This is a genomic window from Kitasatospora sp. NPDC059648, from assembly GCF_042734825.1.
In the GTDB taxonomy this organism is placed as follows: Bacteria; Actinomycetota; Actinomycetes; order Streptomycetales; family Streptomycetaceae; genus Kitasatospora.
The window spans coordinates 1-24,508 of the sequence record NZ_JBHWDU010000087.1 but is presented as its reverse complement, the minus strand read 5'-3'; the positions used below and the strand labels follow the sequence as shown (position 1 = coordinate 24,508).

25 protein-coding genes and 1 pseudogene are annotated in these 24,508 nt (G+C 72.7%); 17 read left to right on the top strand and 9 right to left on the bottom strand.

Features of this window, described 5'->3' with window-relative positions:
* Positions 1-45 precede the first annotated feature (45 nt).
* From ACFV1W_RS33525 to ACFV1W_RS33515, 3 genes are all read right to left on the bottom strand, one after another.
* A complete protein-coding gene (locus tag ACFV1W_RS33525) occupies positions 46-807 on the bottom strand; it encodes a carbonic anhydrase (RefSeq protein WP_380421030.1) in 762 nt (253 codons plus the stop codon).
* 171 nt (positions 808-978) lie between these two features.
* A complete protein-coding gene (locus ACFV1W_RS33520) occupies positions 979-2,148 on the bottom strand; it encodes a helicase C-terminal domain-containing protein (protein WP_380421029.1) in 1,170 nt (389 codons plus the stop codon).
* A gap of 23 nt (positions 2,149-2,171) precedes the next feature.
* The gene (locus tag ACFV1W_RS33515; protein ID WP_380421028.1) at positions 2,172-3,434 is read right to left on the bottom strand and encodes a hypothetical protein; all 1,263 of its coding nucleotides are present in this window, start codon (positions 3,432-3,434) and stop codon (positions 2,172-2,174) included.
* A 370-nt stretch (positions 3,435-3,804) separates the two neighbouring features.
* Here ACFV1W_RS33515 and ACFV1W_RS33510 point away from each other — a divergent pair, with 370 nt between their 5' ends.
* Positions 3,805-4,881, top strand: coding sequence for an ADP-ribosylglycohydrolase family protein (locus tag ACFV1W_RS33510; protein WP_380421027.1), 1,077 nt, complete (start codon positions 3,805-3,807; stop codon positions 4,879-4,881).
* Between the two features lie 59 nt (positions 4,882-4,940).
* Here the strand turns inward: ACFV1W_RS33510 and ACFV1W_RS33505 are convergent, their stop codons facing one another.
* Both ACFV1W_RS33505 and ACFV1W_RS33500 read right to left on the bottom strand, forming a co-directional pair.
* On the bottom strand, positions 4,941-5,312 hold the full coding sequence (locus ACFV1W_RS33505; protein ID WP_380421026.1) for a fic family toxin-antitoxin system, toxin component: 372 nt from the start codon (positions 5,310-5,312) through the stop codon (positions 4,941-4,943).
* The gene (locus ACFV1W_RS33500) at positions 5,309-5,458 is read right to left on the bottom strand and encodes a hypothetical protein (protein WP_380421025.1); all 150 of its coding nucleotides are present in this window, start codon (positions 5,456-5,458) and stop codon (positions 5,309-5,311) included. Before ACFV1W_RS33500 ends, ACFV1W_RS33505 begins: the two co-directional genes overlap by 4 nt.
* A 1,356-nt stretch (positions 5,459-6,814) precedes the next feature.
* Here ACFV1W_RS33500 and ACFV1W_RS33495 point away from each other — a divergent pair.
* The 3 genes from ACFV1W_RS33495 to ACFV1W_RS33485 are packed head-to-tail and all read left to right on the top strand — an operon-like array spanning position 6,815 to position 9,989.
* Positions 6,815-7,918 carry a bifunctional DNA primase/polymerase gene (locus tag ACFV1W_RS33495; protein WP_380421024.1) on the top strand — a complete coding sequence of 368 codons (1,104 nt, stop codon included), beginning with the start codon at positions 6,815-6,817 and terminating at the stop codon, positions 7,916-7,918.
* Positions 7,915-9,588 carry a phage/plasmid primase, P4 family gene (locus ACFV1W_RS33490; RefSeq protein WP_380421023.1) on the top strand — a complete coding sequence of 558 codons (1,674 nt, stop codon included), beginning with the start codon at positions 7,915-7,917 and terminating at the stop codon, positions 9,586-9,588. The genes ACFV1W_RS33495 and ACFV1W_RS33490 overlap by 4 nt, the downstream gene beginning before the upstream one ends.
* Positions 9,585-9,989 (top strand): DUF6009 family protein, encoded by a 405-nt coding sequence (locus ACFV1W_RS33485; RefSeq protein WP_350512420.1) that lies wholly within the window; start codon positions 9,585-9,587, stop codon positions 9,987-9,989. The genes ACFV1W_RS33490 and ACFV1W_RS33485 overlap by 4 nt, the downstream gene beginning before the upstream one ends.
* A 79-nt stretch (positions 9,990-10,068) precedes the next feature.
* Here the strand turns inward: ACFV1W_RS33485 and ACFV1W_RS33480 are convergent, their stop codons facing one another.
* Both ACFV1W_RS33480 and ACFV1W_RS33475 read right to left on the bottom strand, forming a co-directional pair.
* Positions 10,069-10,527 carry a hypothetical protein gene (locus ACFV1W_RS33480; RefSeq protein WP_380421022.1) on the bottom strand — a complete coding sequence of 153 codons (459 nt, stop codon included), beginning with the start codon at positions 10,525-10,527 and terminating at the stop codon, positions 10,069-10,071.
* Positions 10,528-10,779: 252 nt separating this feature from the next.
* Positions 10,780-11,274, bottom strand: a complete 495-nt coding sequence (locus ACFV1W_RS33475) for a hypothetical protein (protein ID WP_380421021.1) — start codon at positions 11,272-11,274, stop codon at positions 10,780-10,782.
* A gap of 341 nt (positions 11,275-11,615) precedes the next feature.
* Between ACFV1W_RS33475 and ACFV1W_RS33470 the strand changes: the two genes are divergently transcribed.
* From ACFV1W_RS33470 to ACFV1W_RS33440, 7 genes are all read left to right on the top strand, one after another.
* Positions 11,616-12,086 carry a DUF6210 family protein gene (locus tag ACFV1W_RS33470; RefSeq protein ID WP_380421020.1) on the top strand — a complete coding sequence of 157 codons (471 nt, stop codon included), beginning with the start codon at positions 11,616-11,618 and terminating at the stop codon, positions 12,084-12,086.
* Between the two features lie 226 nt (positions 12,087-12,312).
* Entirely contained in the window at positions 12,313-12,819 is a 507-nt protein-coding gene (locus tag ACFV1W_RS33465; RefSeq protein WP_380421019.1) for a hypothetical protein, read from the top strand.
* A gap of 533 nt (positions 12,820-13,352) precedes the next feature.
* Positions 13,353-13,781 carry a hypothetical protein gene (locus tag ACFV1W_RS33460; protein WP_380421018.1) on the top strand — a complete coding sequence of 143 codons (429 nt, stop codon included), beginning with the start codon at positions 13,353-13,355 and terminating at the stop codon, positions 13,779-13,781.
* A gap of 292 nt (positions 13,782-14,073) precedes the next feature.
* The gene (locus ACFV1W_RS33455) at positions 14,074-14,316 is read left to right on the top strand and encodes a hypothetical protein (RefSeq protein WP_380421017.1); all 243 of its coding nucleotides are present in this window, start codon (positions 14,074-14,076) and stop codon (positions 14,314-14,316) included.
* On the top strand, positions 14,313-14,621 hold the full coding sequence (locus tag ACFV1W_RS33450; protein WP_380421016.1) for a hypothetical protein: 309 nt from the start codon (positions 14,313-14,315) through the stop codon (positions 14,619-14,621). The genes ACFV1W_RS33455 and ACFV1W_RS33450 overlap by 4 nt, the downstream gene beginning before the upstream one ends.
* A gap of 653 nt (positions 14,622-15,274) precedes the next feature.
* The gene (locus tag ACFV1W_RS33445) at positions 15,275-15,862 is read left to right on the top strand and encodes a DUF6939 family protein (RefSeq protein WP_380421015.1); all 588 of its coding nucleotides are present in this window, start codon (positions 15,275-15,277) and stop codon (positions 15,860-15,862) included.
* A gap of 166 nt (positions 15,863-16,028) precedes the next feature.
* Positions 16,029-16,406 carry a bleomycin resistance protein gene (locus ACFV1W_RS33440; RefSeq protein WP_380421014.1) on the top strand — a complete coding sequence of 126 codons (378 nt, stop codon included), beginning with the start codon at positions 16,029-16,031 and terminating at the stop codon, positions 16,404-16,406.
* Positions 16,407-17,575: 1,169 nt separating this feature from the next.
* Here ACFV1W_RS33440 and ACFV1W_RS33435 read toward each other — a convergent pair.
* Positions 17,576-18,885: pseudogene (locus ACFV1W_RS33435) on the bottom strand (helix-turn-helix domain-containing protein).
* A 202-nt stretch (positions 18,886-19,087) separates the two neighbouring features.
* On the opposite strand from ACFV1W_RS33435, the gene ACFV1W_RS33430 reads away from it, so the two are divergent.
* The 4 genes from ACFV1W_RS33430 (at position 19,088) to ACFV1W_RS33415 (ending at position 22,594) form a co-directional block, all read left to right on the top strand.
* On the top strand, positions 19,088-19,837 hold the full coding sequence (locus ACFV1W_RS33430) for a DUF4232 domain-containing protein (RefSeq protein WP_380421013.1): 750 nt from the start codon (positions 19,088-19,090) through the stop codon (positions 19,835-19,837).
* Positions 19,838-20,263: 426 nt separating this feature from the next.
* Positions 20,264-20,554 carry a DUF4287 domain-containing protein gene (locus ACFV1W_RS33425; RefSeq protein ID WP_380421012.1) on the top strand — a complete coding sequence of 97 codons (291 nt, stop codon included), beginning with the start codon at positions 20,264-20,266 and terminating at the stop codon, positions 20,552-20,554.
* A gap of 193 nt (positions 20,555-20,747) precedes the next feature.
* Positions 20,748-21,668 (top strand): dihydrofolate reductase family protein, encoded by a 921-nt coding sequence (locus ACFV1W_RS33420; protein ID WP_380421011.1) that lies wholly within the window; start codon positions 20,748-20,750, stop codon positions 21,666-21,668.
* Entirely contained in the window at positions 21,557-22,594 is a 1,038-nt protein-coding gene (locus ACFV1W_RS33415; RefSeq protein WP_380421010.1) for a nucleotidyl transferase AbiEii/AbiGii toxin family protein, read from the top strand. The genes ACFV1W_RS33420 and ACFV1W_RS33415 overlap by 112 nt, the downstream gene beginning before the upstream one ends.
* Before the next feature lie 333 nt (positions 22,595-22,927).
* Here ACFV1W_RS33415 and ACFV1W_RS33410 read toward each other — a convergent pair whose 3' ends face one another.
* Positions 22,928-23,269, bottom strand: a complete 342-nt coding sequence (locus ACFV1W_RS33410) for a hypothetical protein (RefSeq protein ID WP_380421009.1) — start codon at positions 23,267-23,269, stop codon at positions 22,928-22,930.
* Between the two features lie 179 nt (positions 23,270-23,448).
* On the opposite strand from ACFV1W_RS33410, the gene ACFV1W_RS33405 reads away from it, so the two are divergent.
* The gene (locus ACFV1W_RS33405) at positions 23,449-23,937 is read left to right on the top strand and encodes a rhodanese-like domain-containing protein (protein WP_380421008.1); all 489 of its coding nucleotides are present in this window, start codon (positions 23,449-23,451) and stop codon (positions 23,935-23,937) included.
* The coding region (locus ACFV1W_RS33400) for a GNAT family N-acetyltransferase (protein ID WP_380421007.1) at positions 23,931-24,508 on the top strand (578 nt) is incomplete at its 3' end. The genes ACFV1W_RS33405 and ACFV1W_RS33400, both read left to right, overlap by 7 nt.

The window sequence follows — 24,508 nt, the reverse complement described above, 5'->3', positions numbered from 1 at the left end:
CCGCAGGGCCGGGGGCATCGGCGTGCGGTCCCCTCCACGACCGGGTCAGGGCGCCCCGGACAGGACTTCGACCACGCCGGTGTCCAGCGAGTAGTAGGCGCCGACGACGGCCAGGGTGCCCTTGGCCACGAGCGGGGCCAGGTCCTGGTTGGAGCGCAGGTCGGCCGCGGTGAGCGTGACCTGGGCGCGGGACATGGTCTCGACCGGGTCGGCGCCGCCCTCCCGGACCGCCTGGTCGTACGCCGGCCGCAGGGCCTTGGCGATCGCCTCCAGGTTGCCGGGCAGCGGTTTGCCGTCCCGCATGGACTCGTACGACGCCTTGACCGCGCCGCAGCGCTGGTGCCCGAGGACCACGATGAGGGGGGTGCCGCTCGTCATGGGCCCGTACTCGACGGAGCCGGTGACCACCGGGCCGACCGCCTCGCCGCCCGTGCGCATCACGTACAGGTCGCCGAGGCCGGTGTCGAAGAGCAGCTCGGGCGGCACCCGGGAGTCGATGCACGACAGGATCGACCCGAAGGGCTCCTGCTCCTGGGCCACCAGCTGACGCCGGTTCGGGTCCCGGTCGGGGTGCCGGAGGTCGCCGCTGACCCAGCGCTTGTTGCCGTCCATCAGCCTCGCGAACGCCGCGGCGGGCGTGGTCGGCCGGGCTTCCGCCGAAGCACTGCCGCCCGTGGGCGAGGCGGGTGACCCGGAAGAGGCGGGCGAGTCCGCCCTCGTCGTCGTACACGCCGCGAGCGCGGCCGCGGCGCTCGCCAGCCCGCCGACGAGCAGCGCTCGACGACTCGGGCGTTCGGCTCCGTGCATCGGTTTCTTCCCCTCACTGCCACTCGGACTCGTCGTCCCTCTGTCCGGACCAGGCCGATTGTTCGGCCTGGTCCGGGCACCGGGGCGGCAGGCGCAAGCGGGCGCGGGCCACATTGCTGCGGACGGCCCACAGGACCCGCCACCCGCCGGTGGCAGCTCGTCCGACGGCGGCTACGCGGGCATCACACCGTGGATGCGGGAGAGGGTGAACACCCGGGCGTCATCGCGCAGGTGGCACCAGGCGTTCAGGTAGGGGGCGTCCAGTTCGAGCCGGCTGAGGGTGCGGACGGTCGCGTTGCCCGAGGTGGCGACGTACTCGATGGTGACGGCCCGCCGTTCGTCGACGGCGTGGGCCAGCTGGCGGACGTCGGCGAAGGTCAGGTTGCGCGCGTACCCGGCGATGATCTCCTCGGTGTCGCCGTCGTACGGGCGGCCGTCGTGCGGGTCGGGCTCCGCGATGTCCTGCGGGGCGTTTCGGAGCCGGGCGACGAGGGCGCGCAGGTCGACGGGCGTTCCCGCGTTCGCGGCGGACGCACTCGTCCGCCGCGCATTCGTCTGCCGCGCGTCCGTCCGCCCCGCGTCCGTCCGCCGCGTGCGGGAACCGGCGCCGGGCGGGCGCGGGGACGGGACCGGGTTCGCCGCACGGTGGTGATGGGCCCGTTCGATCCGCACGGTCCCGTCGGGCTGCTCGGCGACGGGGGCGTAGCCCGCGGCACGCAGGGCCGCGAGCGTCTTGCCCGGCGGGGTCGGGCTGATCAGCACCGTCGGAGCCAGCTGCCGCAGGCCTAGCGGGGCGAGCTTGCGGTGGGCGACCAGTTCGGCGAGGAGCGCGGGCTCCTGGCCGTGGATCACGCAGGCGGCGGAGGCGACGCGCACCTGGCCGTGGCGGCGCGCGGTGTCGTGGATCAGGTAGGACAGGGGCTGGGGAAGCGGTTCGGGATGCGGTCCGGAAAGCCGACCGGGAAGCCGACCGGGAAGCCGTTCGACGTCGGGGACGACGGCCGGGACGGCAGCGAGGGCGACGGCTGCCAGGTCGGCCGTGAGGGTGTCGGGGGTGAGGCCCGCGTCGAGGGCGCGGCGCACGCTTCCAGGGCTGAAACGCCAGACGGACGCCGCACCGGCGCTCTCCCGGTCCGCGACGGAGTCCAGCAGGGCGGCGAGGGCGGCTGACGGTGTGCCGGAGACCACGGCCGTGAGGTCGCTGCCGAAGCGGGCGGTCCCGGTGGCGGCGGGCAGCAGCCGTCGGCAGGCGTCGACCAGTGCCTCGGCGTCCTGGGCGTCCTCGGCGTCCTGGGCGCTCAGTGCGGCACCGATCGGCGAGAGGGCTCCGAGGGCGAGCACGCCGAGCAGTTCCGCCTCCCGGATCAGGGTGGCGAACGGCGTACTGTCCTGCGGGAGTTCGTCGGCGAGCGGGCGGAGCCACCCGAGCAGCGCGCCCAGGTCGGCCGGGTCCGCCGCGCCCTCGCCGGCCGGAAGCCGTGCCGCGGCCGCGAGCAGCCCGTGCCGGGCCTGGACGCAACCTCCGCACGGCGGAGTCCCGGCGAGCGCGCCGGCAGGGCCTTCCCGGCCTCGTCGCGGCCGGCGCCCGGGGTCAGCGGGAGTTCCCACCATGCCCGGAGCAGCACGGCGACCCGGTCGCCCGGTTCCTGTGCGGCCCAGGTGTCGTAGGCGGCGGTCGCCGCGATGCGGTCGCCGTCCCGGGCCAGCAGCCCGGCCGCGCTCGCCGCCTCCAGGACAAGGCGCACCGGCGTCTCCTCGCACTGCGCCGCCCTGCCGATCCGCGACAACTCGCGGGCGCCGATCCCGCCCGACTTGAGCCGGGTCGGCGCAGCAGCGGCGCAGACCCCGAGGACGGAGGTGGCGTGGGCGTCGAAGGCCATCGCGGCGGCCGCGGCCTCCCGCTCGACCTCCGGGGCGGCGGCGGGCACCGACCGCACCCCGGGCGGGGCGGGCGTGAACGGCGCGTGCCAGTCGGGGCCGCGCAGGGCGAGTGCCACCTCCGCCGGCATGCGGGCGGGCCCGTACCGCTGGCGGTCCTGGATCAGCAGCCCGCGCTCCAGCGCCCAGCGGCCGGCGGGCTCGGAGGCGTACGGCGGGGCCCCGAACATGAGGAAGTCCGATCGCTCCGGAGCCTCGTGCGCCTGCCTCAGGAGCAGTTCCCGGGTGGCCGCGGGCGCCTTGGCCACCAGCGCGGCGACCCGGTCCGGATCGCCGTGGTGGTCGACCAGCGCGGCCAGCCGCTGCTGCTTGTTGGCAGCGGCCGGCTTGACGCCGAGCTTCGCCAGCACGCGCGCCAGTTCGTCCGAGGTGGTGTGCGCCGCGAGCTGGGCCAGTGCCGGTTCCAGCCCCAGGGGCGAGCCCCAGGCCGACCGCAGCGGCCCCGCCATGTGCAGCAGGCCCTCGCCGTCGGGCCACACCAGCGCACGCTCGGCCAGTTCCTCCAGCACGGCGGCCAGTGCGCGGGCCCGTTCCCCGTCCCTCGCGTCCAGCAGGCCCGCCAGGTCGTCCCGGGACCGGGACGCCAGGGCGGCGAGGGCCTCCGCCACCTGCAGGCACGGCAGCGTCAGCCGGGGCAGCGCCAACGCCACCGACGCCGGGCGCTGAAGACGGTCCGCCAGTTCACCCACCGACCGCGGCTCCGGAGCCGCCACGGCATCCGGGCGCGCCGCCAGGACCCGCTCCAGCGCGGGCGCGTCGAGACCGCGCAACCGTACGGCCAGGGCCGATCCGCTCTTCTTTCCGATGGGGACACCTCACACCGCGCAGGGACGAACGACAGCTCGCCGGCGAAACCGGCCGGGGGCACCAGGATGGCCCACCGCAGCGAGTGGACGCGACCACCCTGGACATCGCCGATCCAGCGGTGCTACGCCCCCTGCGCTCCGCCCGATGGCGCCGGCCGCTGCCGGCCACCCGGTTCCGCGACTGTGGTGGGATGTCACAGCGAAGTCGGTGGCGCGGGAGGGAAGGGGCGGGGGACTGGTGCGGAGAGAAGCCGTGAGCGAGGCGCGCGTACGGGGGCTGGTGCTCGGGTCGGCGCTGGGGGACGCGGCGGGGGTGGTGCGGGGTCGGTGGCCGGCCGAGGGGCCGCTGCGGATCGGTGTCAGCACCCAGCTGGCCGCTTTCACCATCGAGGGAGCGATCCGTGCCTCGGTGCGGATGAACCACAAGGGCATCTGCCACGCGCCGTCCGTGATCTGGCACGCGTACTGCCGCTGGGCCTTTCTGCAGGGCATCGAGCCGGAACGGATCTCCGAGCGCTGGACGCACGGCACCAACGACCCGTGGCCGACCGGCTGGCTCGCGCAGGTGCCCGCCCTCCGCGAGCGCCGCGGCTCGGCGCCGGCCACCGTCACGGCCCTGACCGGACTGACGCAGGGCACCCCGACGAAGCCGGTCAACGGAAGCCGAGGGGCCCACGCGCTCACCCGTGGCCTGGCCCTCGGGCTGCTGCACCTCCTCTTCGGTCCCGCGTCCTGCGCCACGGCGATCCGCGGGACCGCCGCGCTCACCCACGGCGCCCCGGAGGCACAGGACGCGGCTCTCGGCGCGGCCGGGCTCGTGGCCCACTGCCTCGCGCAGGACGATCCCTTCCGGACGTGGACGGCCTCCCCCGCGGGCGACGAGCACCCGATCGACACGGTGGTCCGTTCCCTGACCATGCCGCACTCGGCGAGCCCCGACACGGTTCTCGACCTGCTGAAGGCGCCTCACGCCGTACCGGACCACGGGCAGCTCGCCCGGATCGCACCGGACGCGACCGCCTCCTCGGCATTGCTCGGCGCCCTCCTCGTGGTCTCCCGCTTCCCCGGCTCCGAGACCGTGGGCGAGGCCCTGCGGTTCGCGGCCGGCGCACCGGACGGCGCCTCGGTGGCCGCCACCGCCGGAGCGCTGCTCGGCGCCGCGCACGGCGTCGACGCACTGCCGGTCGAGTTGCTGAGCCGGCTCGAACTCGCCTGGGTTCTCGACACCTTGGCCCGCGACCTGCTCCAGGAGTACGTCGACTCGCCCGGCGGCGGCGAGTACCTACCGGCCCGCGACCCGCACTGGTGGGACCGCTACCCCGGCTGGTGACAGCCGTTGCGAAGTCCCCCCGTTCGGCAGTCGGGGCTCCAGGGGCGCTCGGACTGCCGTCAGCGGTACCAGGTGCGGATGACGGCCGCGGCCTCTCTGACGTCGGCGTGGCCCGCGCGGATGCGGATGGCGAGGTCGACGGCCTGTTCGGGTTCGGCGGTGACGATGACGCCGGAGGCGCTGAGGTAGGAGGCGGCGACGACGGCGGCGAAGTGCTCGTTGGCGGACTCCAGGGCGGGGACGCGGATCAGCTGGTGCATCAGTGCGGCCGCACGCTGGTTCACGGCCTCGTAGACGGGGACGCCCATGACCTCGTCGGCGTGCCGGGCGACGGCGGCGGCGAGGGTGCCGTAGTCGGTGACGTCCGGGTCGCCGGGGACGAACTGGTGGGCGATGTCGAGCAGCCAGGCCCGGTCGATCCGCAGGATCACGCGGCGTCCACGGTGGCGTCCACGGCGTCGCAGGCTGAGGCCTGGGCCTGGGCCGGGCCCGGGCCCGGGTGCGGGCGGGATCCTGGCTCGGAGACCGGCTCCCGGGCCTGCGCGGCGTTCTCCGGTCGCGCGGTCAGCTGCGTCATGTGCGCGAGCGTAGCGGTGAGTAGCAGGCGCTACCAAGCGCGGCGGAATCCGGCCCGTTCGGCGGGCTGGCTGTACCGGAATCCGCATCGGTGGCCCGGGGCCATCGTGCGCCACAGCTCCGGTGTCGGCACGCGAGTTTTGAAACGGGACCGGAGGGCGGATCCACGCCGCCCTCCGGGACGGGAGCGCCGTCTGACGGCCCGGCGGCCGTACACCGCGCTGGCGCCCGGCCGCCGTCGTGTCACAGCGCTCTGGGAGGCTGTGGCCCGTGATCGATCTTCCCCGCATAGGCACCAGCCCGGTGTTCGCCCCGGAGCGAGTCCTGGAGCGTCATCGACGCCTGGCCGGCCGGGCCTCGCCGCGGGGTCGGGCCGGTCCACCGGCGAATGCTCCCGGACGACGGGACGGTCGACTGGTAGGACGGCTCGTCGGCGCACGGTGGGACGGCGACCCCCATGCTGTACGGCGGTCAGCAGGAGGAGAGGCACTGCTCTGAGCACCCTGGACAACACAGCTGACAACACCTGGGAGCGCCCGCGTGCGGCGGAGGTGATCCCATGTCCGGGCCAGAGTCGCTTGGGTCGCTTCGGTAGCTGGTCTCACGGCTCAGCAGCTCGGCCGTCGGCCCGTGGGGCTCCAGGTCCGACGGGCAGCGACCGAGCGACCCGAGCGACTGAAGCGACCCAAGGCCGGAAGAACTCCTGCGGGGAGGAGCCGGGGTCGTCCTCCTTGGGCGACACCCCGAGCTACCGAAGCTACCGAAGCTACCCAAGCGACCCAAGCGACCCAAGCGACCGAGCCGACTGCTTGCAAACGGGCCCGGCACGCGCGACACGCCGGGGGGTCAGGCCCCCAGAGACTCAGTCGCTTTCGGTCGCTGAGCTTCAGTCGCTGGACAAAACCCCAGGTCAGAACCTGTACACCCCCGTCATCAGCGACCCAAGCGACTCAAGGTCGGGTATATGAAGACATTCCCGTGTGCGTGTGCGCGTTATAGACCCGGGCTTCAGTCGCTTCAGTCGCTGTTTGCTGGGAAAATCGGCTCCGACCTGCGAAAACGCCGGTGGACCGAAAACAGCGACCGAAGCGACTCGGTCGCTGCCGCGGGGTTCGGTCGCTCAGTTTCCCCGCAAGTACCGGTAGTCCGAGACCGTATGTGCTCGCTCGGCTAGTCTGTGTGAGCTATCTTCTGGACTTCGGTCGCTTCAGTCGCTGATCCGGCACTCTCCAGTGCTCTGACCTGGCTTTTTGCCGTCAGCGACTGAACGAGCGACCCAAATCCGGGCAGCTACCCAGCTACCGAAGAAGCTGAGTGAGAGCTGCAGCAGCTACCGAACCAAGGGGAAGGGACCAGCGTGACGGCGCCGAAGGCCGTGGGGAGCGACCGAACGGAGCGTCAGCCCGACGCGCTGGCCGTCGCGCGCTGGTGTGCCGCCCAGGGGTGGCCCGTCCACCCGCTGACTCCCGGGCGAAAGACCCCGCCGGCGAACTGCCAGCCCTGCCAGGAGTCCCCGCACTCCCCCGCCGAGTGCCCGTGCCCCCGTTTCGGTCGCTGGTGCCACGGCTTCCATGCCGCCACCACCGACCAGGACGTGATCAGCGCCTGGTGGCGGGTCAACCCCGGCTTCGGTACCGGCGTCGCCTGCGGACCGGCCGGCCTGGTGGTCATCGACGTCGACAGCCACCCCGCCGACGTCCCCGCCCGGGACCGGATCCTGCCCGGGATCCCGATCCACGACCGGGTCGACCTCGACGGTCTGGAGAACGGGTACCACACGCTCGCCCTGCTGGCGGCCCTGCGCAAGGCGCCCGACCCCTGCGCGGACGCCGGGACCCTGCGTGTGCGCACCCCCTCCGGCGGCCTGCACATCTGGTACCGCGACGATGCCCACCACCGCTTCACCTGTTCCACCGGCTCCTCCACCGGCCGGGCCCTCGCCTGGCAGGTCGACGTCCGCGCCCACGGCGGCTATATCGTCGCGCCCAGCACCGTCACCACCAGCGGTACCTACACGCCCCTGCCCGGTGCCACGGTCCCGGCCCCGCTCCCCCAGTGGCTCGCGGAGGAACTCGTCCGCACCGGCCACCTCAAGGACCGGCCCCAGCCGCCCCGCAGCCCGCTGCCGGCCGTCCCCGACCGGGCCCGGCAGGCCGTGGTCGCGGCGGGCGGCGGGCGGCGCGGCGCCGAGAAGGTCCTCGACACCGTCCTCCAGGACGTCACCGACTGCGCCACCACCCCCGAGGGAGCCGGGTTCACCGGCAAGCTCAACCGCGCCGCCTACACCGTCGGCGGCCTCGTCTCCGCCGGACACCTCACCCACGCCGCCGCCGAGCAGCTGCTGACCGACGCCGCCCGCACCGCCCGTCCCTCCCAGGACCGGCAGAGCTCCGCCGTCATCCGCTCCGGCCTCGCCGCCGGAGCCCGGCAGCCCCTGCACATCGGGAGGGCGCGAGGATGAGCGACAGCCCCCGCAAGAGGACGGTCTTCGATCCCGTGGCCGCTGCCCAGCAGATCCTGGAGTACCCGCCCGTGCCAGGGCCCGCACAGGCGCCCTGGCACGGTACCGCCGTCCAGGAGAGCCTCCTCGACGCCCCCGCCAGCCCCGGCCCCGGCCCTGCCTTTGCCTCCGGCCCCGGCGCGTTTGCGCAGGCGCCCGTCCAGCCGTTCCAGGACTCCCAGGAACCGCAGACCGCCCGGGCCCCCGCCCAGGCACGTCCCCACGCCGGCCCGCAGGCGAGCCAGCACGGCCTGCTGCCCGACTCCCTGTCCGACCGCGGCAACGCCAAGCTCTTCGTCCACCTCTACGGACGCGACTACCGCCACGTCCCCGGCATCGGCTGGTACCGCTGGGCCACGCACCGCTGGCAGCTCGACGAGGACGACACCGTCCTGTGGGCCGCCGGTGAGATGGCCGAGAGCATCGCCACCCACGACGCCCGCGGCCTCTACACCAACACCGACCTGCGCAGGCACCGTCGCCGTGCCCTGTCCACCTCGGGCATGAACGCCATGCTCGCCCAGGCCAAGTCGGCCCCCGGCATGGTCCTCAACGCAGCCCTGCTGGACGCCGACGCCTACGCGCTGTGCACCCCCGGCGGCGTCGTTGACCTGCGCACCGGTGCCATCGTCCCGCCGGACCCCAAGGTCCACCACCACTCGCGCTCCACCACGCTCGCCCCCGCCCGGATGCCCACCCCGCGCTGGGACCGCTTCCTCACCGACACCTTCGGCGACGACAAGGAAGGCCGCCAGACCCGCGACTTCCTCCACCTGCTGCTCGGCTACTCCATCAGCGGCGACGTCGGCGCCCAGGTCATGCCCTTCCTCTACGGTCAGGGCAAGAACGGCAAGTCCGTCCTCCTGGACGTCATGATCCAGCTGCTCGGCGACTACGCGGACGCGGCCCCGCCCGGCTTCCTGATGGCCAAGACCTTCGACGGCCACCCCACCGACCTCGCCGAGCTCCACGGCCGGCGCATCATCGTCTGCTCCGAGCTCAAGCCCGGCGACCGCTTCGACGAGGCCCGGGTCAAGCTCCTCACCGGCGGCGACAAGATCAAGGCCCGCCGGATGCGCCAGGACTTCTTCTCCTTCGAGCCCACCCACAAGCTCTGGCTGCTCGGCAACCACCGCCCCGAGGTCGGCACCGGCGGCTTCGCCTTCTGGCGCCGCATGCGCCTGATCCCGTTCGAACGGGTCGTCCCCGAGGAACGCAAGATCGACAACCTGGCCCACGTCCTCGTCGCCGAGGAGGGCCCCGGCATCCTCGCCTGGCTCATCGACGGCGCCCGCCGCTACTTCGCCGGTGAGAAGGACCTGGCCGGGCCCCAGGCCGTCCAGACCGCCACCACGGCGTACGCCGAGACCGAGGACCATGTCGGCCGCTTCCTCAAGGAGGCCTGCGTCACCGGGGAGGGCATGCGCGCCGAACAGTCCCAGCTGTTCGGCGCCTACACCCGTTGGTGCGGCTTCGAGGGAGCCAATCCCGTATCCGGCCGTGCGTTCGCCGCACGAGTCCGCGAGACACTGGGTATGACCTCTCCCAAGGAGATGGTCCTGTCCAACAGCCGCAAGTACTACCCGGGCATCGGCCTGATCACCGACGACACAGAGGAGCAGAACGCGTGAGCGCGCTGATCGACCCGGCCGAGCTCGCCCACGAAACCGATCTCGTCTGGCTTGAGGACACCACCGACCTCGACTACGTGCGCCAGTCGCTCGACCGCCTCACCACCCGGCGCGGCCGCCCGGCCTACCACCGCGACGGCCGCATGGTCGGCTACGCGATCCTCGGCCCCGACGCCAAGTCCTCCCGGGCCTCCGGCACCTTCCGCCGCCGCGTCTTCTGGCTGCTGCCCCACGACCGCGACCAGGACCCGGAAGGCCTCTACACCACCGGCGCCCCCTCCGAGGCCGTGGACCCGCGCACCGTCGCCCCCGGCGTCAAGGGCTACAAGACGGAGCGCTCGGAGGGCGGACCGGCCTCGCCGGCCATGCTCGAACTGGGGATAACGCTTCCGAAGGCGTGAGCGCCCGACAACTGTGAACTGTGGGGACCACCGGAGTTCTCCGGTGGTCCCCACAGGTGTTCGTCGTCGGCGGGCGCGCCTACTTCTGGAGCGCCGGTCGGCCGGACAGGAGACTCTCCAGGAACTGGCCGCCGCTGGGCTCGGGCTCGGGGGCGGGGGCGGGGGCGGGGACGCTCCGGGGCTCCGAGGGCTCGGTGCGCGCCCGCAGGACCTGGGTCCGCTCCTCGGTTCGTTCCTCCGCCCGCTTCTCCGCCCGCTTCTCCGCCCGCTTCTCCGCCCGCTTCTCGGGCCGCTCTTCGGGCCGCCTCTCGGGTCGTTCACCGGTCCGGCTGGAGACCATCACACCGAGGGCATCGGCGATACGGGTCATCGACTGGGGCTGCCCGGGCTGGTCCTTGACCGTCACTGCCGTCGTACCAGCCGTCGCACTTGTCGCCCTAGCCGCCGCCGTCGCAGCCGCACCGCGCAGCCGACTGACCTCCGCCTCCAGCGTTTCCAGCCGCGCCCGCAGGTCGTCCAGCTCGCTCTTCTTCCCCATGCTCCAGGACCCTCCCCGGCCGTCCACGGCCCTCTGACGTGCCGTTCCAGCCTATCCGGGTCCCCTCCCCCGGCTCCACGGCCGTCCGGTACCTCCACGCCCCGCGCGACGAGCCGCCGCGCCGTCCGGCGAACCCAACAAGCCCGGGGTGGTGCCGTCGTGACCGGCTGTGCCAGTCTGATCACCGGCGATCGCGACGGCTGGGGGGCGGATGTCGGGCGAGGGTGTTCCGGGGCAGCTGGTGGCCAACCACTACCGACTGATCAGCGAGCTCGGGGCGGGCGGGTTCGGACCCGCGGGTGGAAGGCCCGGGACGAGAACCTGCGAGTGGATGTCGCAGTGAAGGCCGTGTCGTTGGCGCTCCGGGTCGGCCGGGGAACGGGCCGAGCGGGTGGGGGTGAGCCACAGCCACAGGTGCGTGGCCCGGGCCCGCAGCTCCGGGTTCGGGTGCTGGAGCATCCCGCGGCGGAACGACTGCGGGACGTGCCCGGACGACACCAGCTCCTGCTTGATCTCGTCGGCGGTGAGCCGCTGCTTCGACCAGTCGTGGTTGTGCGAGGTCAGCAGCGTCTCCAGGACGTGGTCGGGGAGGGGCTCGGCCGTTCCCAGCCGCGGACGAGGGCCTGCGGCCAGGTTGGCGCGGACGAGCGACTCGGGGTCGCCGACCAGCCGCCCGCGCTGTGCGGGAGCGGAGTGCCGGTTACGGGCGAAGGCACGGCGGACCGCCCTCTCGGGGTGGACGAGCACCGCCTCGACGACCTCTGCGGGAAGCGTCCTCTCCCCTCAGAGGGACCAACCAGGCGGCGCGCGCCTGCGGGGTGAGAAGACGCAGCAGGACCTCGGAGGGAGCGGCAGGGTTGGCGGCGACGCCACGCAGCCACAGGTCGGGGAGAGGCGAGGAGGGCATCGGAACACCGTCGCAATGATCAAGAAGCGGCAACGAGTCGGGGCGTCGGTCCCTGGGATTTTCCGCGGAAAATCCCGGAGCCCGGCGGCAGCCTGATCCGGCAGACCTGGGCTCCCCGAAGTCCGGTGGTCCCACGGACTCCGTTGCGGTTCGATGCCCGTGCCCCCGATCATCCTGACCCATGGCGGAGACCGACCTGATGACGGACCAGCCCCCTGATGCGACGACGGCGAAGCGGTACGTCTACCTCGACCCGGACGGGTGCGGCGGAGGCTGGATGTTCGTCATCGTGGCGGCCCCCACCGGCGTCGTCTACCAGAACCAGTGCGGCGGCTACGCCTGCGCCCAGTACGAGCAGGAGGGCTACCTCGTCCCGCTCTACGGAATGGACCTGGACGAGGACATGAACAGCATCTTCGTCGGCGAGCTGAAGGGCTACGGCATGCGCGGCCGCGAGTGGCCGACCAACGTGCTCGACCGGCTGCGGGCCGCCGTCGACGCCCTGGGGATGTACGGCTCCGGCCGCAGCGACGATCTCTACCCGCCGTCGCTGATCCTCGACGAGTCCCGGCTCTCGGAGGCGGCCGAGGCCTGGATCCCGGTCATCACGCCTGACGGCCCCGGCGTACTGGTCTGGGAGAACTCGGACTAGCCGCCGGCTGACCGATTTTCCGCGGAAAATTCGGGAGCCGCAGCCCCATGGTTGACATCGCTCGCTGGCCGGCCCGCTCCCCCACGCCGCCGATATCGTGCTCCTATGGCGGAGCATCCGTACGGCGACATCGTAAGAGAGGCGCCCGAGGCCGGCGCCTTGGTCCGCAGACGCCTGCACATGTTTCTTCGGGGTCGGACCCGGTGACCCGGAACTGGGAGCGAAAGTGCTCGCCGTTCTGGGCGATGACCTGCTCCCCGCGGCGAACGCGGTAACCCCGGCGCACACCCTGCAGGCCCGCATCGACATCACGGGCGACCGAAGCCTCACCGTGTCGGTGGAGCAGCCCCACGGTTGGGAAGCATCGGGCGTGCCTGCCCTCGGGCCGTCCGGGTCCCTGCTCGGCAACGAGTGGTGGTCCCTGTCCGCCGTCGCAGCGTTGTCCGCTGCGGTGACCGTCGAGCTGTGGTGCGCTGGACGGGGATTCCGGCAGGACTGTGAGGGACTCCGACCGCTCCGCGGCATCCAGGAGTTCCAGCCGCCGGCCGGCAGCGGTACGCGGGTGAGCCTTGCCCTCGACGCGGCGCACATCGGACCCGACGTCGTCCTCCCCACAGAGTTCGAGAGCCTGAACCTGCACGGCCCACTGCGCCCGGCGCCTCCCGGTCCTGGCTCGCTCCTGATCCGGGATCACCGGCCCGGCTCTGCGGTACGGGACGTGTGGTACTACTGACCACTCCCCCGCGGTCTCGGCGGCTCCTTCCGTAGAGCCTCCGAATTTTCCGCGGAAAATCGGATGACGGCCCCAGCTGTCCGACCCGGTTCCTACGATCGCCCGGTGACGGAGAACGAGCACAGCCAGGGCTGCCGAAGGGTTGCTGGCGACGGAGCGCGCCGGTTGACGTGGGGGAGTGGCACGAGCGGATCGCAGAATCGGATTCACCCGGCCACCCCTGGGGGACCGCCTGTCGGTGAGGTGGACTGGACCCGGATGCGCGACAGCTACGGGAACGTCGATCGCGTTCCCGAGCTTCTGGAGCGGGTCGAGTGCGGGGACGATCTCGGCGCGTGGGCGGAACTCGGATACCGGCTGTGCTTGGAGAGCGACCTCGTCTTCCCTGCGAGTTTTGCCGCCCTTCCCCGGCTGGTGCGACTCGCGTCGGGCAACCCGCGGGCGCGCTCACTGGCCGGGACGATGTCCGATGCGCAGAGGGTAGCCCCGGCTGTGACGATCTGCTCGCGGACTGCGCGGAGGCGGTCGCTGAGTTGCGGGTGCTGCTGGACCGGTACCTGCGATCGCGGCCGGATGACTACCTCGCGGCGTTCCTCGATCTGCTGGCAGCCAGGGAGCACTACCACTGGAGTGCCGGCCTGGACGATTTCACCGACGACTTCTACCACCTCCCCTGCCCCCACTGTGGCGCCGAGGTGACGATCGCCATCGGCGACTACGGGTGCTACTCAGCGATCCGGGACTGGAATCCGGGGGACGTCGACCGGCGCAGCCTGCGGCCGGTGCCCCCCGAGGAGCTCTCGGGGATCGGCCGATGGATACACGAGACCGCTGTCCGGGACGGGCAGGAGACGCTCGCGGGCGCGATCACCCATCTCTTCGGTGACGCCGGATGCCCACGCTGCGCGAGCGTGTTCAATGTCGCGGACGAGTACACGTTCGCCAACCGTCCGGGCTTGTAGCGGTTGCGGGTTCCGACGTGGGCGTCAGCGGTGACCGTTCCTGCGGCCGACCGGTTTTCCGCGGAAAATTTCTGGCCGGAGCCAGCTGCATGCCTCGGGTCCGTCGTTCTACAGACTCGGATTTTCCGCGGAAAATTTCGCGACTTCACGATGACCGCTGGACGGCTCGGCAGCGGAGCCGCGTGTCGACCACGGTGCGCCATCGTGCTGTCGGAGCCCTGGCCCGCGTCCCCGCAACCCTGGCGCGTTCGAGGCGTGGGCCGGGCAACCGCTGACGAAAGCGAGACTGCCCGTGACCGTCTGCTGGATCAACAGCCCCTTCGGGGTCGGCAGGACCGCCCTGGCCACGGCTCTCCGCCGGCATCTGCCCGACTCGGTCCTGTTCGACCCGGAGACGGCCGGCTCCGTCCTGGGCGAGACCTTCCCCGGCAGGCGCGAGGACTTCCAGGACTTTCCGGCCTGGCGTTCCCTCGTCGCCGAGTTCGTCATCCGCGTCCGGGAGGAGAACGAGGCCAGCCGGTCGTCGTCCCCATGACTCTCTTGAACCACGCCTACGCGACCGAGATCCACGACCGCATCCGCTCCGCCACCATCCCGCTGGTACACCTCTCGCCCCACGCCGATCCCGACGTGATCAGCGCTCGCATCGAGACCGGCGTCGAGTACCCGGGCGACGAAGGGCGCAGCGAGAAGGTCCGGATCTTCCGCCGCGGGAGGGTATCGGTCTACGCCGACGCGTACGCCCGGTGGCTCCGCACCGAGGCGGGGCTCGTCGACACCACGCGCCTCGACCGCGCGAAGGTCATGGGACGAGCCCTGGAGATCATCGGCGAGCGGTGAGCACCGCCACCCGAGCGACCGGAACCTCGTACATGCGCGCTCACCGCCCCCTCCGGAGACGGGAGTTCTCCTCGTACCAGTTCAGGACTTGCAGACCGGCTGAACCCCGCAGGGGCGGGGGAGGAGGTGCGCTGGTGCCGGTGCCGGTGCCGGTGCCGGTGCCGGTGCCGGTGCCGGTGCCCGGCCGGTCGGGCGGTCAGGGCCGTGTCGCGGCGGACGCTGTTTGGTGATCAGTACGGTGGTGGCCCGTGCGATCGCCGCTTCTCGTCGTAGTCGTAGTCGTAGCCGCAGTTGCAGCCGCGGTCGCGGTCGTCGATGTCGACGCCGACCAGCACCGGCCTGACCCAGGTGACCGCCGTTCTTTCCGGAGGAGGAGTTTCGCGGTAACGGAGACGGAGGCCAGGCAGAGGAGGTGGCTCGGGTTGCGGAGCTCCGCCTCGGCCCAGTCCGGGTCGGCGCGTAGGTCGAACCAGAGGCCCGGTCCTTGCGGCCGTCCGGCCGGTCGAGCCTGACGGCGACCCGGGTGGGGGAGTCGGGCCCTGGCTGGTGCGGACCCGCTCTCGCCGTCGAGTCTCGCCGGTTGTCACGGCGGCCGGACTGTCAGTGGCATCTGGGATGCTCGGTGGTTGTTGCCATCAACCCGGGGGCCTCAGATGTCGATCCGTATTGCCAGCCGTCGCCGCGCGAAGGCGTTGCTGACCGCGGCGTTCCCCGGTGCCGAGATCATCGACGTGACCTCCAAGGCACCGGAGCCGTGGGTGCGGTTCAGCCCGTTCTACCCGCACGGCGGTATCCCGGTCCCCTTCTCCGACGGAGTGACCAGCCAGTCGGTGGAAGGGATCTGGCAGGCCCTCAAGGTCTTCCAGGACTTCGACGTCGACCCTGCGAAGCTCGGAGTCACCACGATGAAGGGCCTGAAGCGGACGGTCCGCCGGTACGGCCCCGTCCGAGGCCACCGGACCGGTCTGGACGGCGACCGGCTGCTGCCCTACGAAACCGCTCGGCGCCGGATCTACCTGCCGGCCTACCGGTGGATCCTTGAGCACCGGCTCGCCGACCTGGTCGAGCAGCTCAGGACCAAGGACGACCTCGTGCTCCTGGACTACACCACCAACGGGGACGTGACCGATCCCACCACCCCGCTGTCCCACGCCGCGCTCATCCAACTGCACATAGAAGGGCGCTGGCCCACCGAAGACGGCCCCGAGGCTTCCGGCATCCCCAGCCGTCGAACCCCATGACCGCACCGGGGCCGACCGCTGCTATCCGACCGAGCCAGCAGAACCCCACCGATTTTCCGCGGAAAATCTCCCGACCGGGTTCATGCATCGGATCCGCCGCCCGGGCACCAGGAGGTTGTGGCCGGATCCGACAAGACCCGCACGACACCCCTTGAGGCGGAACGCCATGGATGAGCACGCAGTCCCGATCCTCCCGAGCCGGGACCTGGACGAGACGCAGAGGTTCTACGGCCGCCTCGGCTTCGAGCCCCGCGGCCGCTGGGACGGCCCGGACGGCTACCTGATCGTCGTCCGCGGCACCGTGGAACTCCACTTCCGCCACGACCCCGCGGTGGACCCACTGGCCACCGCCGGCAGCTGCTACCTCCAGGTCCGGGACGCGGACGCGCTGCACCGCGAGTGGGCCCGGACGGGCATCCCCGCCGATCCGGCCACCGGCAGTCGGCTGACACCGGTGGTCGACACCCACTACCGGATGCGGGAGTTCGCACTGGTCGACCGCAGCGGCAACCTCCTGCGGATCGGCAGCCCGCAAGGTACGTAGGGGTGCCGGAAGGTCAGACGAGTCGTCCTGGTGACGAAGTCGGCGATAGTGTCCTTCACCTGCCGGAGGCCGGTGTCCTCGCGAGCAGGCCGGTGAGCAGACCCGTGAGGGGACCTTCGGTGCGGGTGGTGAGCCTGTCGGGGGAGGTCTCTTCGTGGGCCTGCTTCGTGGGCCTGCTTCGTGGGCCGGATTTTCCGCGGAAAATCCGGCCCGGGATCCGGGCAAGTCTGACGTGGGGGGAGAAGCTGAAACCCATTGCCGCCCCGAGGAACCCGCTCCGACAGGACCAGCCGGCTTCCGCCAGGCAAGGGGTCGGCCCTTCTTGACCCCAAGTATCCGAACCGGCGATGCTGCGAGCGGCGCGGTCGATGCGGATGCAGGTGCCGATGCGGATACGGGCGTGAGAGGACCTCGGCTACGTAAACGCGAACGCGACCGTGTTCCGTGTCGGGGACATACGTCGCCGCGAGCGAGCTCGAAGGGGAAAGCTCGTACACCACCGTCTGGCTGGACCGTTCGTCGCACGGCGCGGAAGCGGCACTCGACCTCCTGCTCGGCGTCCTCGACATCGGACGTGGGCCGCTGGCCTTTCCAGGGCAGCAAGGAGGCGGGTTCGACAACTGCAACGGCTGGACCGGGGGACGGGCCCGTCCGTTCTCCCGGCCAAGGACTCGGAGAACTTCGTGCGCACCTCGCGTTTCGAGCTCTGAATACAAATGACAGCATTAAACCTGTAATAGATCAGGCTCGCATCGGTGGCCGGTTCACGGGAATCAGTGACACGCAGTCAGAAGCCGCATGGCGACTTCGGCATGCCGCCCGACCGTACAGCCGACCCGGTGGCCGCGATCCCTGCGGGCGATTCCGGCGCAGGCCGCCGAGTGACAGGATCAGGCTTTACTGCGGCCCACTGTCGGAAAGGCCGTTCTCGTCGCCTGTTCCACCCGGTCCCTCCGGTCCGCCCGGCTTCGTCAGCCCGCCCAGGGGAGTCCGGCGTGCCGAGACCCTGCGACGGCTGATCCGCCAGCCGTCGGCGGTGCGCACGACGGTGTCGTCGTAGGTGACGGAACCGCAGGAGCCGTCCGCCTTGATGCCCAGCCCCTTGGAACGGGCGCGGGCGCTTGGCCCCGCCCTGCCGCCGTCAGGTGAGGCAGGGCTTCCCGGCCTTCTCAGTCACCCTCACGCTTGATCCACTCGCTGTTGCCCAGCGGGTGGTCGTACCCGGGCCGGTTGACGTTGGCGCTGGTGCGGAACGGGGTGCCCTTGTTGTCGATCGAGACGGTGCCGTGGCGGTCGCCGCTGGACCAGTCCAGCGTGAGGTCCCACCGGACGTCGTGGGCCTTGGTGTGGGCGGTGATGTAGAACACCTCGGGGTCGGACTCGCTGACCTTGTACGGGAAGTCGCGCTGTCCGCCCTTGACGGTGATCACGGGACTGCCCCGGTCGAGGTCGACGTCGAAGGACTTGTTCTCGACCCCGCCGCCGCAGCCGACACCCATCGAGTAGTCGTTCCAGGCGAGCGGCGCGCCCTTGGCCGTCACGCGCACGTGCAGCGCCTGGAGGACGACCGTGTCGGACCCGGTGCCCTGTACGGTGAGGGCGACCTCCTGCTCACCGGAGGAGACCGCGCCGTAGGCGGCGGCCCAGCGCGGGGCGTCGCGCTCGCCGGCGGGCGGCCCGACCTGCGCGGGCGCGCTGTTGGAGGAAGTGCTGGCTACAGGGGTCGTTGTAGACGGACGTACGGGCGGGTCGCGAGGGTGAGCGGCGCGGACGGGTCGGCGGACGGGGTCGGGCTCGGGGGCGTCGCGGTGGCGGTGGTCGTCGGCGTCGCGCTCAGGGGCGTCGCGGTGGCGGTCGGCGTCGCGGTGGTGATGGCAGCGGCGGACCGCGACGGCTCCGGTACGGCCGCCGCGACCGTCGCCGCCGTCGTCGCAGCCGTGGCACCGGCCGTACCGTTCCCGCCGCTCCAGAGGGCGGGACGCGCGACGACCACGACGGCGCCCACCAGGGCGACGGCCGCGGCGCAGGCGATCAGCGCGCTGCGGCGCCGCCCACGCGGCGGCACGGGCTCCGCCGCCACCTCGACGACCGGCTCCCCGCCCGCCGTCGCTGCGGGAAGGTCGACCGGGGCGGCCAGGACGACCGGAGCCTCCGTGGCCGGTTCGGCCGGTTCGGCCGGTTCGACTTGCTCCGCTGGCGTGGCTGGCTCGGCCTGTCGCCCCCGGGCCGCATCCGCCAGGATCCAGCTCCGGTGCAGCCCCACGAGCTCCTCCGGCGTCGCCCGGCACACCCGCGCGAAACGCTCCGCCGCCGCGTACTCGTGCGGCAGCGCCGTGCCGTTGCAGTAGCGGTGCAGCGTCGACGAGCTCGTGTGCAGCCGCTTGGCCAGCGCCCCGTAACTCAGGCCCGAGCGGGTCTTGAGTTCCCGCAGCAACCGCGCGAACTCCTCCGACTCCGCAGCCGCCGTCCCCTCCGACACCCGTCCCCTCCGAATCCCCGGGGTCCCGTTCCAGCGTTCCAGGCCCGTTCCACTCCCGCAGGTCAGGGGCCGGTTCGCCGTTCCACCCTACCCAGCGTGTCGTCAGCCGTGGCGCCTGGGACGGATCGCTCCGCAGGCTTCCGTCATCCGATCGCCGCACCATCAGGGCGAATTGAGCGCATGCCGAAAGGGGCACGACCACATGTCCGTCCGCACCTCCCGCACCTCCCGCACCCGTCTGGTCACCGCCGCCGCGGGGGCCGTGCTCGCCGCCTTCTCGGTGACCGCGTGCAACAACGACGACCACGGGGACATCGCGACGACCGCCGGCCCGACGCTCAAGGCCGCCGCGTCCGCCACCGCCCCCGCCTCGCCGTCCGCCGCCGCCCCCGCCTCGCCGTCCGCCGCCGCCACCGGCAAGACCCCGGCCCCCGCCGCGACGCCCGCCGCCCCGGCCACCGGCGCGAAGCCCGTCCCGAACACCCCCGCTCCGAAGGCCCCCTCGGCCCCCGCCCCCGCCAAGCCGAGCACCTGCGAGGGCTCCAACACCAAGACCACCGCGGCTCCGCTGAACCGCCCCGTGAACCACATGCTGCTCACGGTCACCAACACCGGCTCCGGCATCTGCTACCTCTACGGCTACCCGGCCGTCCAGTTCGGCGAGGCCCAGTCCGAGCCCCCGGTCATCGCCGACTCGAAGCCGCAGGCCGTCGTCACCCTCAAGCCAGGCGAGCCCGGTGACGCCTCCGTCAACCTGTCGTCCACCGACGGCACCGACGGCTCGAACGGCTACACCGCCACCTCCCTGGCCGTCTACTTCCACGGCCCCGCCGGCAACGAGAGCGTCGGTACAGGTGCCCACCCGTCGCTGCCCGCCAAGGGCGTCTACGTCGACGACTCCCTCAAGGTCACCTACTGGCAGCAGTCGATGGACGACGCCCTCTCCTGGTGACACCCGCCATCCACACCCGCCCATCCACGATCCATCCGTCCATCACCCGCCCCCGTCCACCCGCCCCGGACCGGAACCCCAAAGCAGGCACGCCACCCTGCGCAGCACACCCCGCAGGACCGCCCGCCTCCTGGCCGTCCACGCCGACGCCGTCACGGCCGTCCTCGGCAGCCCGCGCCACGCCGCCGCCATGGCCTCCGCCGGTAACCAGCTGTCGAAGCTGCCGCCGCTCGACCTCTCCCGCCTGCTGGCCAACGGCCGGGTCGTCAGCCGTACCTGACGCGACGCCGGGGCAGCCGAGCCGCCCGGTAGCCGGTCCGAAACCCGTCCGAAGCCCGCCCGAAGGATTTTTCTCGGCAGAGCGATGAGTTTTCCTCCCGGGCCCAGTCCACCTTCCAGAACACCGGCACGAGAGGGAGAGAGCACATGTCCTTCCAGGCGTACCTGGACACCGTCGAGACCAAGACCGGCCTGACCCCGCGCGAGTTCGTCGCGCTCGCCGAGGAACGCGGCTTCGACGACCCGTCGACGAAGGCGGGCGTGATCCTCGCGTGGCTCAAGGAGGACTACGGCCTCGGCCGGGGGCACGGCATGGCCCTCGTCCACGTCTTCAAGCACGGCGCGAAGATCGACGCCAAACACGTCGGCACGACGGGCTCACACCGCGACGCCTCCGACACCCTCTGGCTGGACGGAAAGGCGACCCGGCCCGCATGACCCCTCGCGAACACCGCGAACACCGCGAACAACGGAACAAGCGGAGTTCCTGGACGGGGTCGCCCCGGCCCCGGCGGCGCGCAGGACGTCAACGCCGGGCCGCGCCCGCGCCGCCGGGTAGGTGAGGGACAGTCACCGACCGGCGGCGGCCTGGTATTCCGACGAAGACGACCGACTGGTTGGGAGCAAGGGCATGGGCCTGATCCACATCGAGCTGTTCGCGACCCTCGACCTCGTGGGGCAGGCGCCCGGCGGCCCCGACGAGGACCCGGACGGGTTCCCGTTCGGCGGCTGGCAGGCGCCGCTGATGCACGAGGTCACCGGAGCGCAGATCGCCGCCGCGTACGAGGGCACCGACGCCCTCCTGCTCGGCCGGCGGACGTACGACCTCTTCGCTTCCTACTGGCCGCACCAGAAGGAGGGCGAGATCGCCGAGCTCTTCAACGGCGTGCCGAAGTACGTGGCCTCCCGCGGCCGGGCGGACCTCTCCTGGGCCCGGTCCACCCAGCTCGGCCCGGACCTGGCCGCGGCGGTGCGCGAGGTCCGGGAGCGGCACCGGAACGTGAAGGTCGTCGGCAGCCTCAACCTGGTGCAGACCCTCCTGCGGGAGCAGCTCTTCGACCGCCTCGACCTCTGGCTGCACCCGATCATGCTCGGCGTCGGCAAGAAGGTCTTCGACACCGGCACCGTCCCCACGAATCTCACCTCCTCCAACCCCCGGCCGCCAGCCCCACCGGCACCGTCCACCTCCGCTACGGCCTCGCCGACGGCACACCCCGCACCGGGGACATGTCCGTCCCCGACCGCGGCCTCAACGACGACGCCTGACGCCGTCCCGCCCGTACGCTCCCATCCCGCCGGCGTACGCTCCCGCCCCGCCGGCGAACGCTCCCGCCCCGCCGGCGAACGCTCCCGCCCCGCCGCCGCTGTCAGTGGCCGTGGGTACGGTCGGCGACAAGCAAGCGGCCGGGCACACGGGGAGCGGTGGTGGAGGATCTCGCGGTGGACGGCGAACGTCGGAGCGTCGCGCACCGGGCGGTGCTCGACCACCTGCTCGACCTCGTCGCCGGGTCCCCGTTGGGGGAGTACCTGGTGCTGCGGGGCAGCATGGTGATGCAGGCGTGGGCGGGGGCCGACGCGCGGGAGCCGGCGGACCTCGACTGGATCGTCCCCAGGCCCCTGCTGGTCCCGCTCGATCCCGGGCACCCGTACCCGTACGTGGAGGACCTGGCGGCCGTCCAGCAGTGGCCGGAGGCGGCCGACGGCGCCGGCGGGTACGAGATCTGGGCGTTCGAGGAGTTCGACACCGGGGGCCTGCGGCCGGTGACGGTACCGCCCGAAGGGCTGCACTGGATGCCCGAGGCGGATCCGGAGTCCTGCCCTCCGCACGAAGCCCTGCTCGACCTGGTGCGGGAGCGGCCGTCGGCCGCGCCGGGGCTGGTGCTCGACGCGGACGCCGCCCGCAGGGACGGCACCTGGACGTACTCGGACCACGACACCCCGGGTGTCCGTCTCGTCATCCCGTGGACGGCGGAAGGCCTCCCGCCCGGCCAGGTGAACGTCGACTTCGCCCGCGACGAGCGGCTCCCCGAACCGCCCGTGTGGACGGCGGTACCGCGTGGCGACGGCACCGGGCCGACCGTTGTGCGCACCGCGGGCCGGGGACTGTCGCTCGCCTGGAAGCTGCTGTGGCTGCACGCCGACTGCGCCGCCGAGGGCCGGGCGCGGGCCAAGGACCTCTACGACGCCGTGCTCCTCGCCGAGGCCGAGGGCACGGCGCTGTCCGAACGGCTGCTGCGCGCGGTGTTCCGTCACGAGCCGGGCCGCACGGCGCCCGCGGACGCCCTGCGCCTGGACACGGTGGGCCTGCGGTCCGCGGACTGGGAGGACTTCCGCGCGGACCACCCGCGGGTGCGGGGCACGGCCGAGGACTGGCTGGGGCGCCTGAGCCGGGCGCTGGCCGCGGTGACCGCGGAGGGCGGTGCGACCATCGGCCGGGACCGGACAGGGGGGCATCGACAGCCTGGGAAGGAGGAGTAGGGCTCCGTGCCGCTCAGCGCCGCTCAGCGCTGCCAACGATGGTAGGCGCCCCCACTCCTGGGTGATCCAGGTGCCGTCGCCGAGCGGCGTCACGTTGTCGACCTCCGGCATCGGGTACTCGATGCGGCCGTGCAGGGTGCCGGTGGCGGGGTCGGCGAGCCAGTGGCTGTGCTGCCGCCAGCGCTCCTCGCCGAACATGTACACCGCGGCCTCGTCGTACGGGTTGTAGAGCGTCACCAGCGCCGTTCCGTCGTCCACGAAGCCGCTGGGGGAGGAGAGGTACGGGGCGTCGTGCACCGAGCAGTCGCCGGTGCCGGGGCCGGGGCCGGGAAGTCACCGAGGGCGAGCGAGGCCCCAGCGCCCCACCTCCCAGGTGCCGTACGGCTGCCTCCGCACCGTCCGGCCGTCGCGGGCGACCGCGACGTACTCGGTCGCGGTGCCGAAGACGGCGAGCGCCCCGTCGGGGGCCACCCACTCCCTCGTCCACCGGTCGGGCGTCGGGGCCGGGAACTCGGCCGTCAGTCCGGCCGGTTCGCGCAGCTCGTAGATGCGCAGCGACTCGGCGCCGCGCACGTGCAGACGCGGTACGGGGCCGGAGGGGTCGAGCAGGGTCCTGGTGTCGCCGTCCCGGTCCGGTATCGGGTACGTGACCACCAGTCGGGGTGTGATCGTCACACCGGCATCTTCCCGCAGCGGGGGCCGGAGCCGGTTGGCGGGATCTTGGCGATCCAAGGCGTTGACGCCACTCGTCGGGCGGCCCCCGGGGGCCGGAGGATGGAGCCACGGCCGACCGGGCAAGCCCGGTACGGCCCACCGGAACCCGCCCTGACCGGCGAGAACAGAAGGATCCCCCGATGTCTGCCACCGCCACGCCCGCCGAGACCACCAGCGCCGTCCTGAGCGTGCCCGCCGCCGCGCCGGCCGAGGCCGCCGCCCACTACGCCGCGCGGCTCGCCTTCGAGGCGGACGTCTCCGACGTCCATGCCGACCTGGTGTCCGGCGTGCCCGGCATCGTGGTGGTCGACACCCGCGGCGGGGCCGCCTGGGACCAGGGCCGCATCCCCGGCGCGCTCCACATCCCCACCGCACGGATCGCCGAACTGGCGCCGCAGTCGGTCGACCCGTCCCTGACCGTGGTCACCTACTGCTGGGGCCCCGGCTGCAACGGCGCGACCCGCGGGGCGCTGGCCTTCGCCCGCCTCGGCTACCGGGTCAAGGAGATGCTCGGCGGCTTCGAGTACTGGGCGCGCGAGGGCTTCGCCTACGAGACCGCCGCCGGCACCGACCAGCGCCCCGTCGACGACCTGACCGCCCCGCGCTCGGGCATCACCTGCGCGTGCTGACCGGCCCCGCACAGCCGGGCGGCGCCATCCGCCCGGCCACCGCGGCGGACCTGCCGGCCCTCGCCCGCCTGTGCGCCGCCCACGCCGACTTCGAACGGGCCGAACCCGTGCCAGCCGACCTCGCCGTCCGCCTGGAGCCCGCGCTGTTCTCGGCCCGTCCGCGGGCCTGGTGCCTCGTCGTCGACCGCGGCGGCGAACTGATCGGCTACGCCAGCTACTCCCGCGAGTTCTCGACCTGGCGGGCCGCCGACCACGTCCACCTGGACTGCCTGTTCGTCACCGAGGCCCACCGGCGCGAGGGCTGGGGACGCGCGCTGCTCGCCGCCGTGCGGGACGCGGCGGTGGCGCTGGGCGCCGCGGAACTCCAGTGGCAGACGCCCGACTGGAACACCGACGCCGTCCGCTTCTACCACCGCGCGGGGGCCCGGGGCCGCCCCAAGGTCCGGTTCTCACTGGCCTCGGGGCCAGGGCCCACGCCGGCGCCGGCGGCGGGCCCAGGGCCCGCCGGGCGCCAACCCCCCCCCACCACCCGGGCCCACCAGGACTGCCCCGCGGGCCGAACCGGGCCGTA

Coding starts and splice junctions, on each gene's coding strand:
- ACFV1W_RS33525 (WP_380421030.1), bottom strand. CDS start 807: ATGCACGGAGCCGAACGCCCGAGTCGTCGAGCGCTGCTCGTCGGCGGG.
- ACFV1W_RS33500 (WP_380421025.1), bottom strand. CDS start 5,458: ATGACGCAGCTGACCGCGCGACCGGAGAACGCCGCGCAGGCCCGGGAG.
- ACFV1W_RS33490 (WP_380421023.1), top strand. CDS start 7,915: ATGAGCGACAGCCCCCGCAAGAGGACGGTCTTCGATCCCGTGGCCGCT.
- ACFV1W_RS33480 (WP_380421022.1), bottom strand. CDS start 10,527: ATGGGGAAGAAGAGCGAGCTGGACGACCTGCGGGCGCGGCTGGAAACG.
- ACFV1W_RS33470 (WP_380421020.1), top strand. CDS start 11,616: ATGGCGGAGACCGACCTGATGACGGACCAGCCCCCTGATGCGACGACG.
- ACFV1W_RS33450 (WP_380421016.1), top strand. CDS start 14,313: ATGACTCTCTTGAACCACGCCTACGCGACCGAGATCCACGACCGCATC.
- ACFV1W_RS33445 (WP_380421015.1), top strand. CDS start 15,275: ATGTCGATCCGTATTGCCAGCCGTCGCCGCGCGAAGGCGTTGCTGACC.
- ACFV1W_RS33440 (WP_380421014.1), top strand. CDS start 16,029: ATGGATGAGCACGCAGTCCCGATCCTCCCGAGCCGGGACCTGGACGAG.
- ACFV1W_RS33430 (WP_380421013.1), top strand. CDS start 19,088: ATGTCCGTCCGCACCTCCCGCACCTCCCGCACCCGTCTGGTCACCGCC.
- ACFV1W_RS33425 (WP_380421012.1), top strand. CDS start 20,264: ATGTCCTTCCAGGCGTACCTGGACACCGTCGAGACCAAGACCGGCCTG.
- ACFV1W_RS33420 (WP_380421011.1), top strand. CDS start 20,748: ATGGGCCTGATCCACATCGAGCTGTTCGCGACCCTCGACCTCGTGGGG.
- ACFV1W_RS33405 (WP_380421008.1), top strand. CDS start 23,449: ATGTCTGCCACCGCCACGCCCGCCGAGACCACCAGCGCCGTCCTGAGC.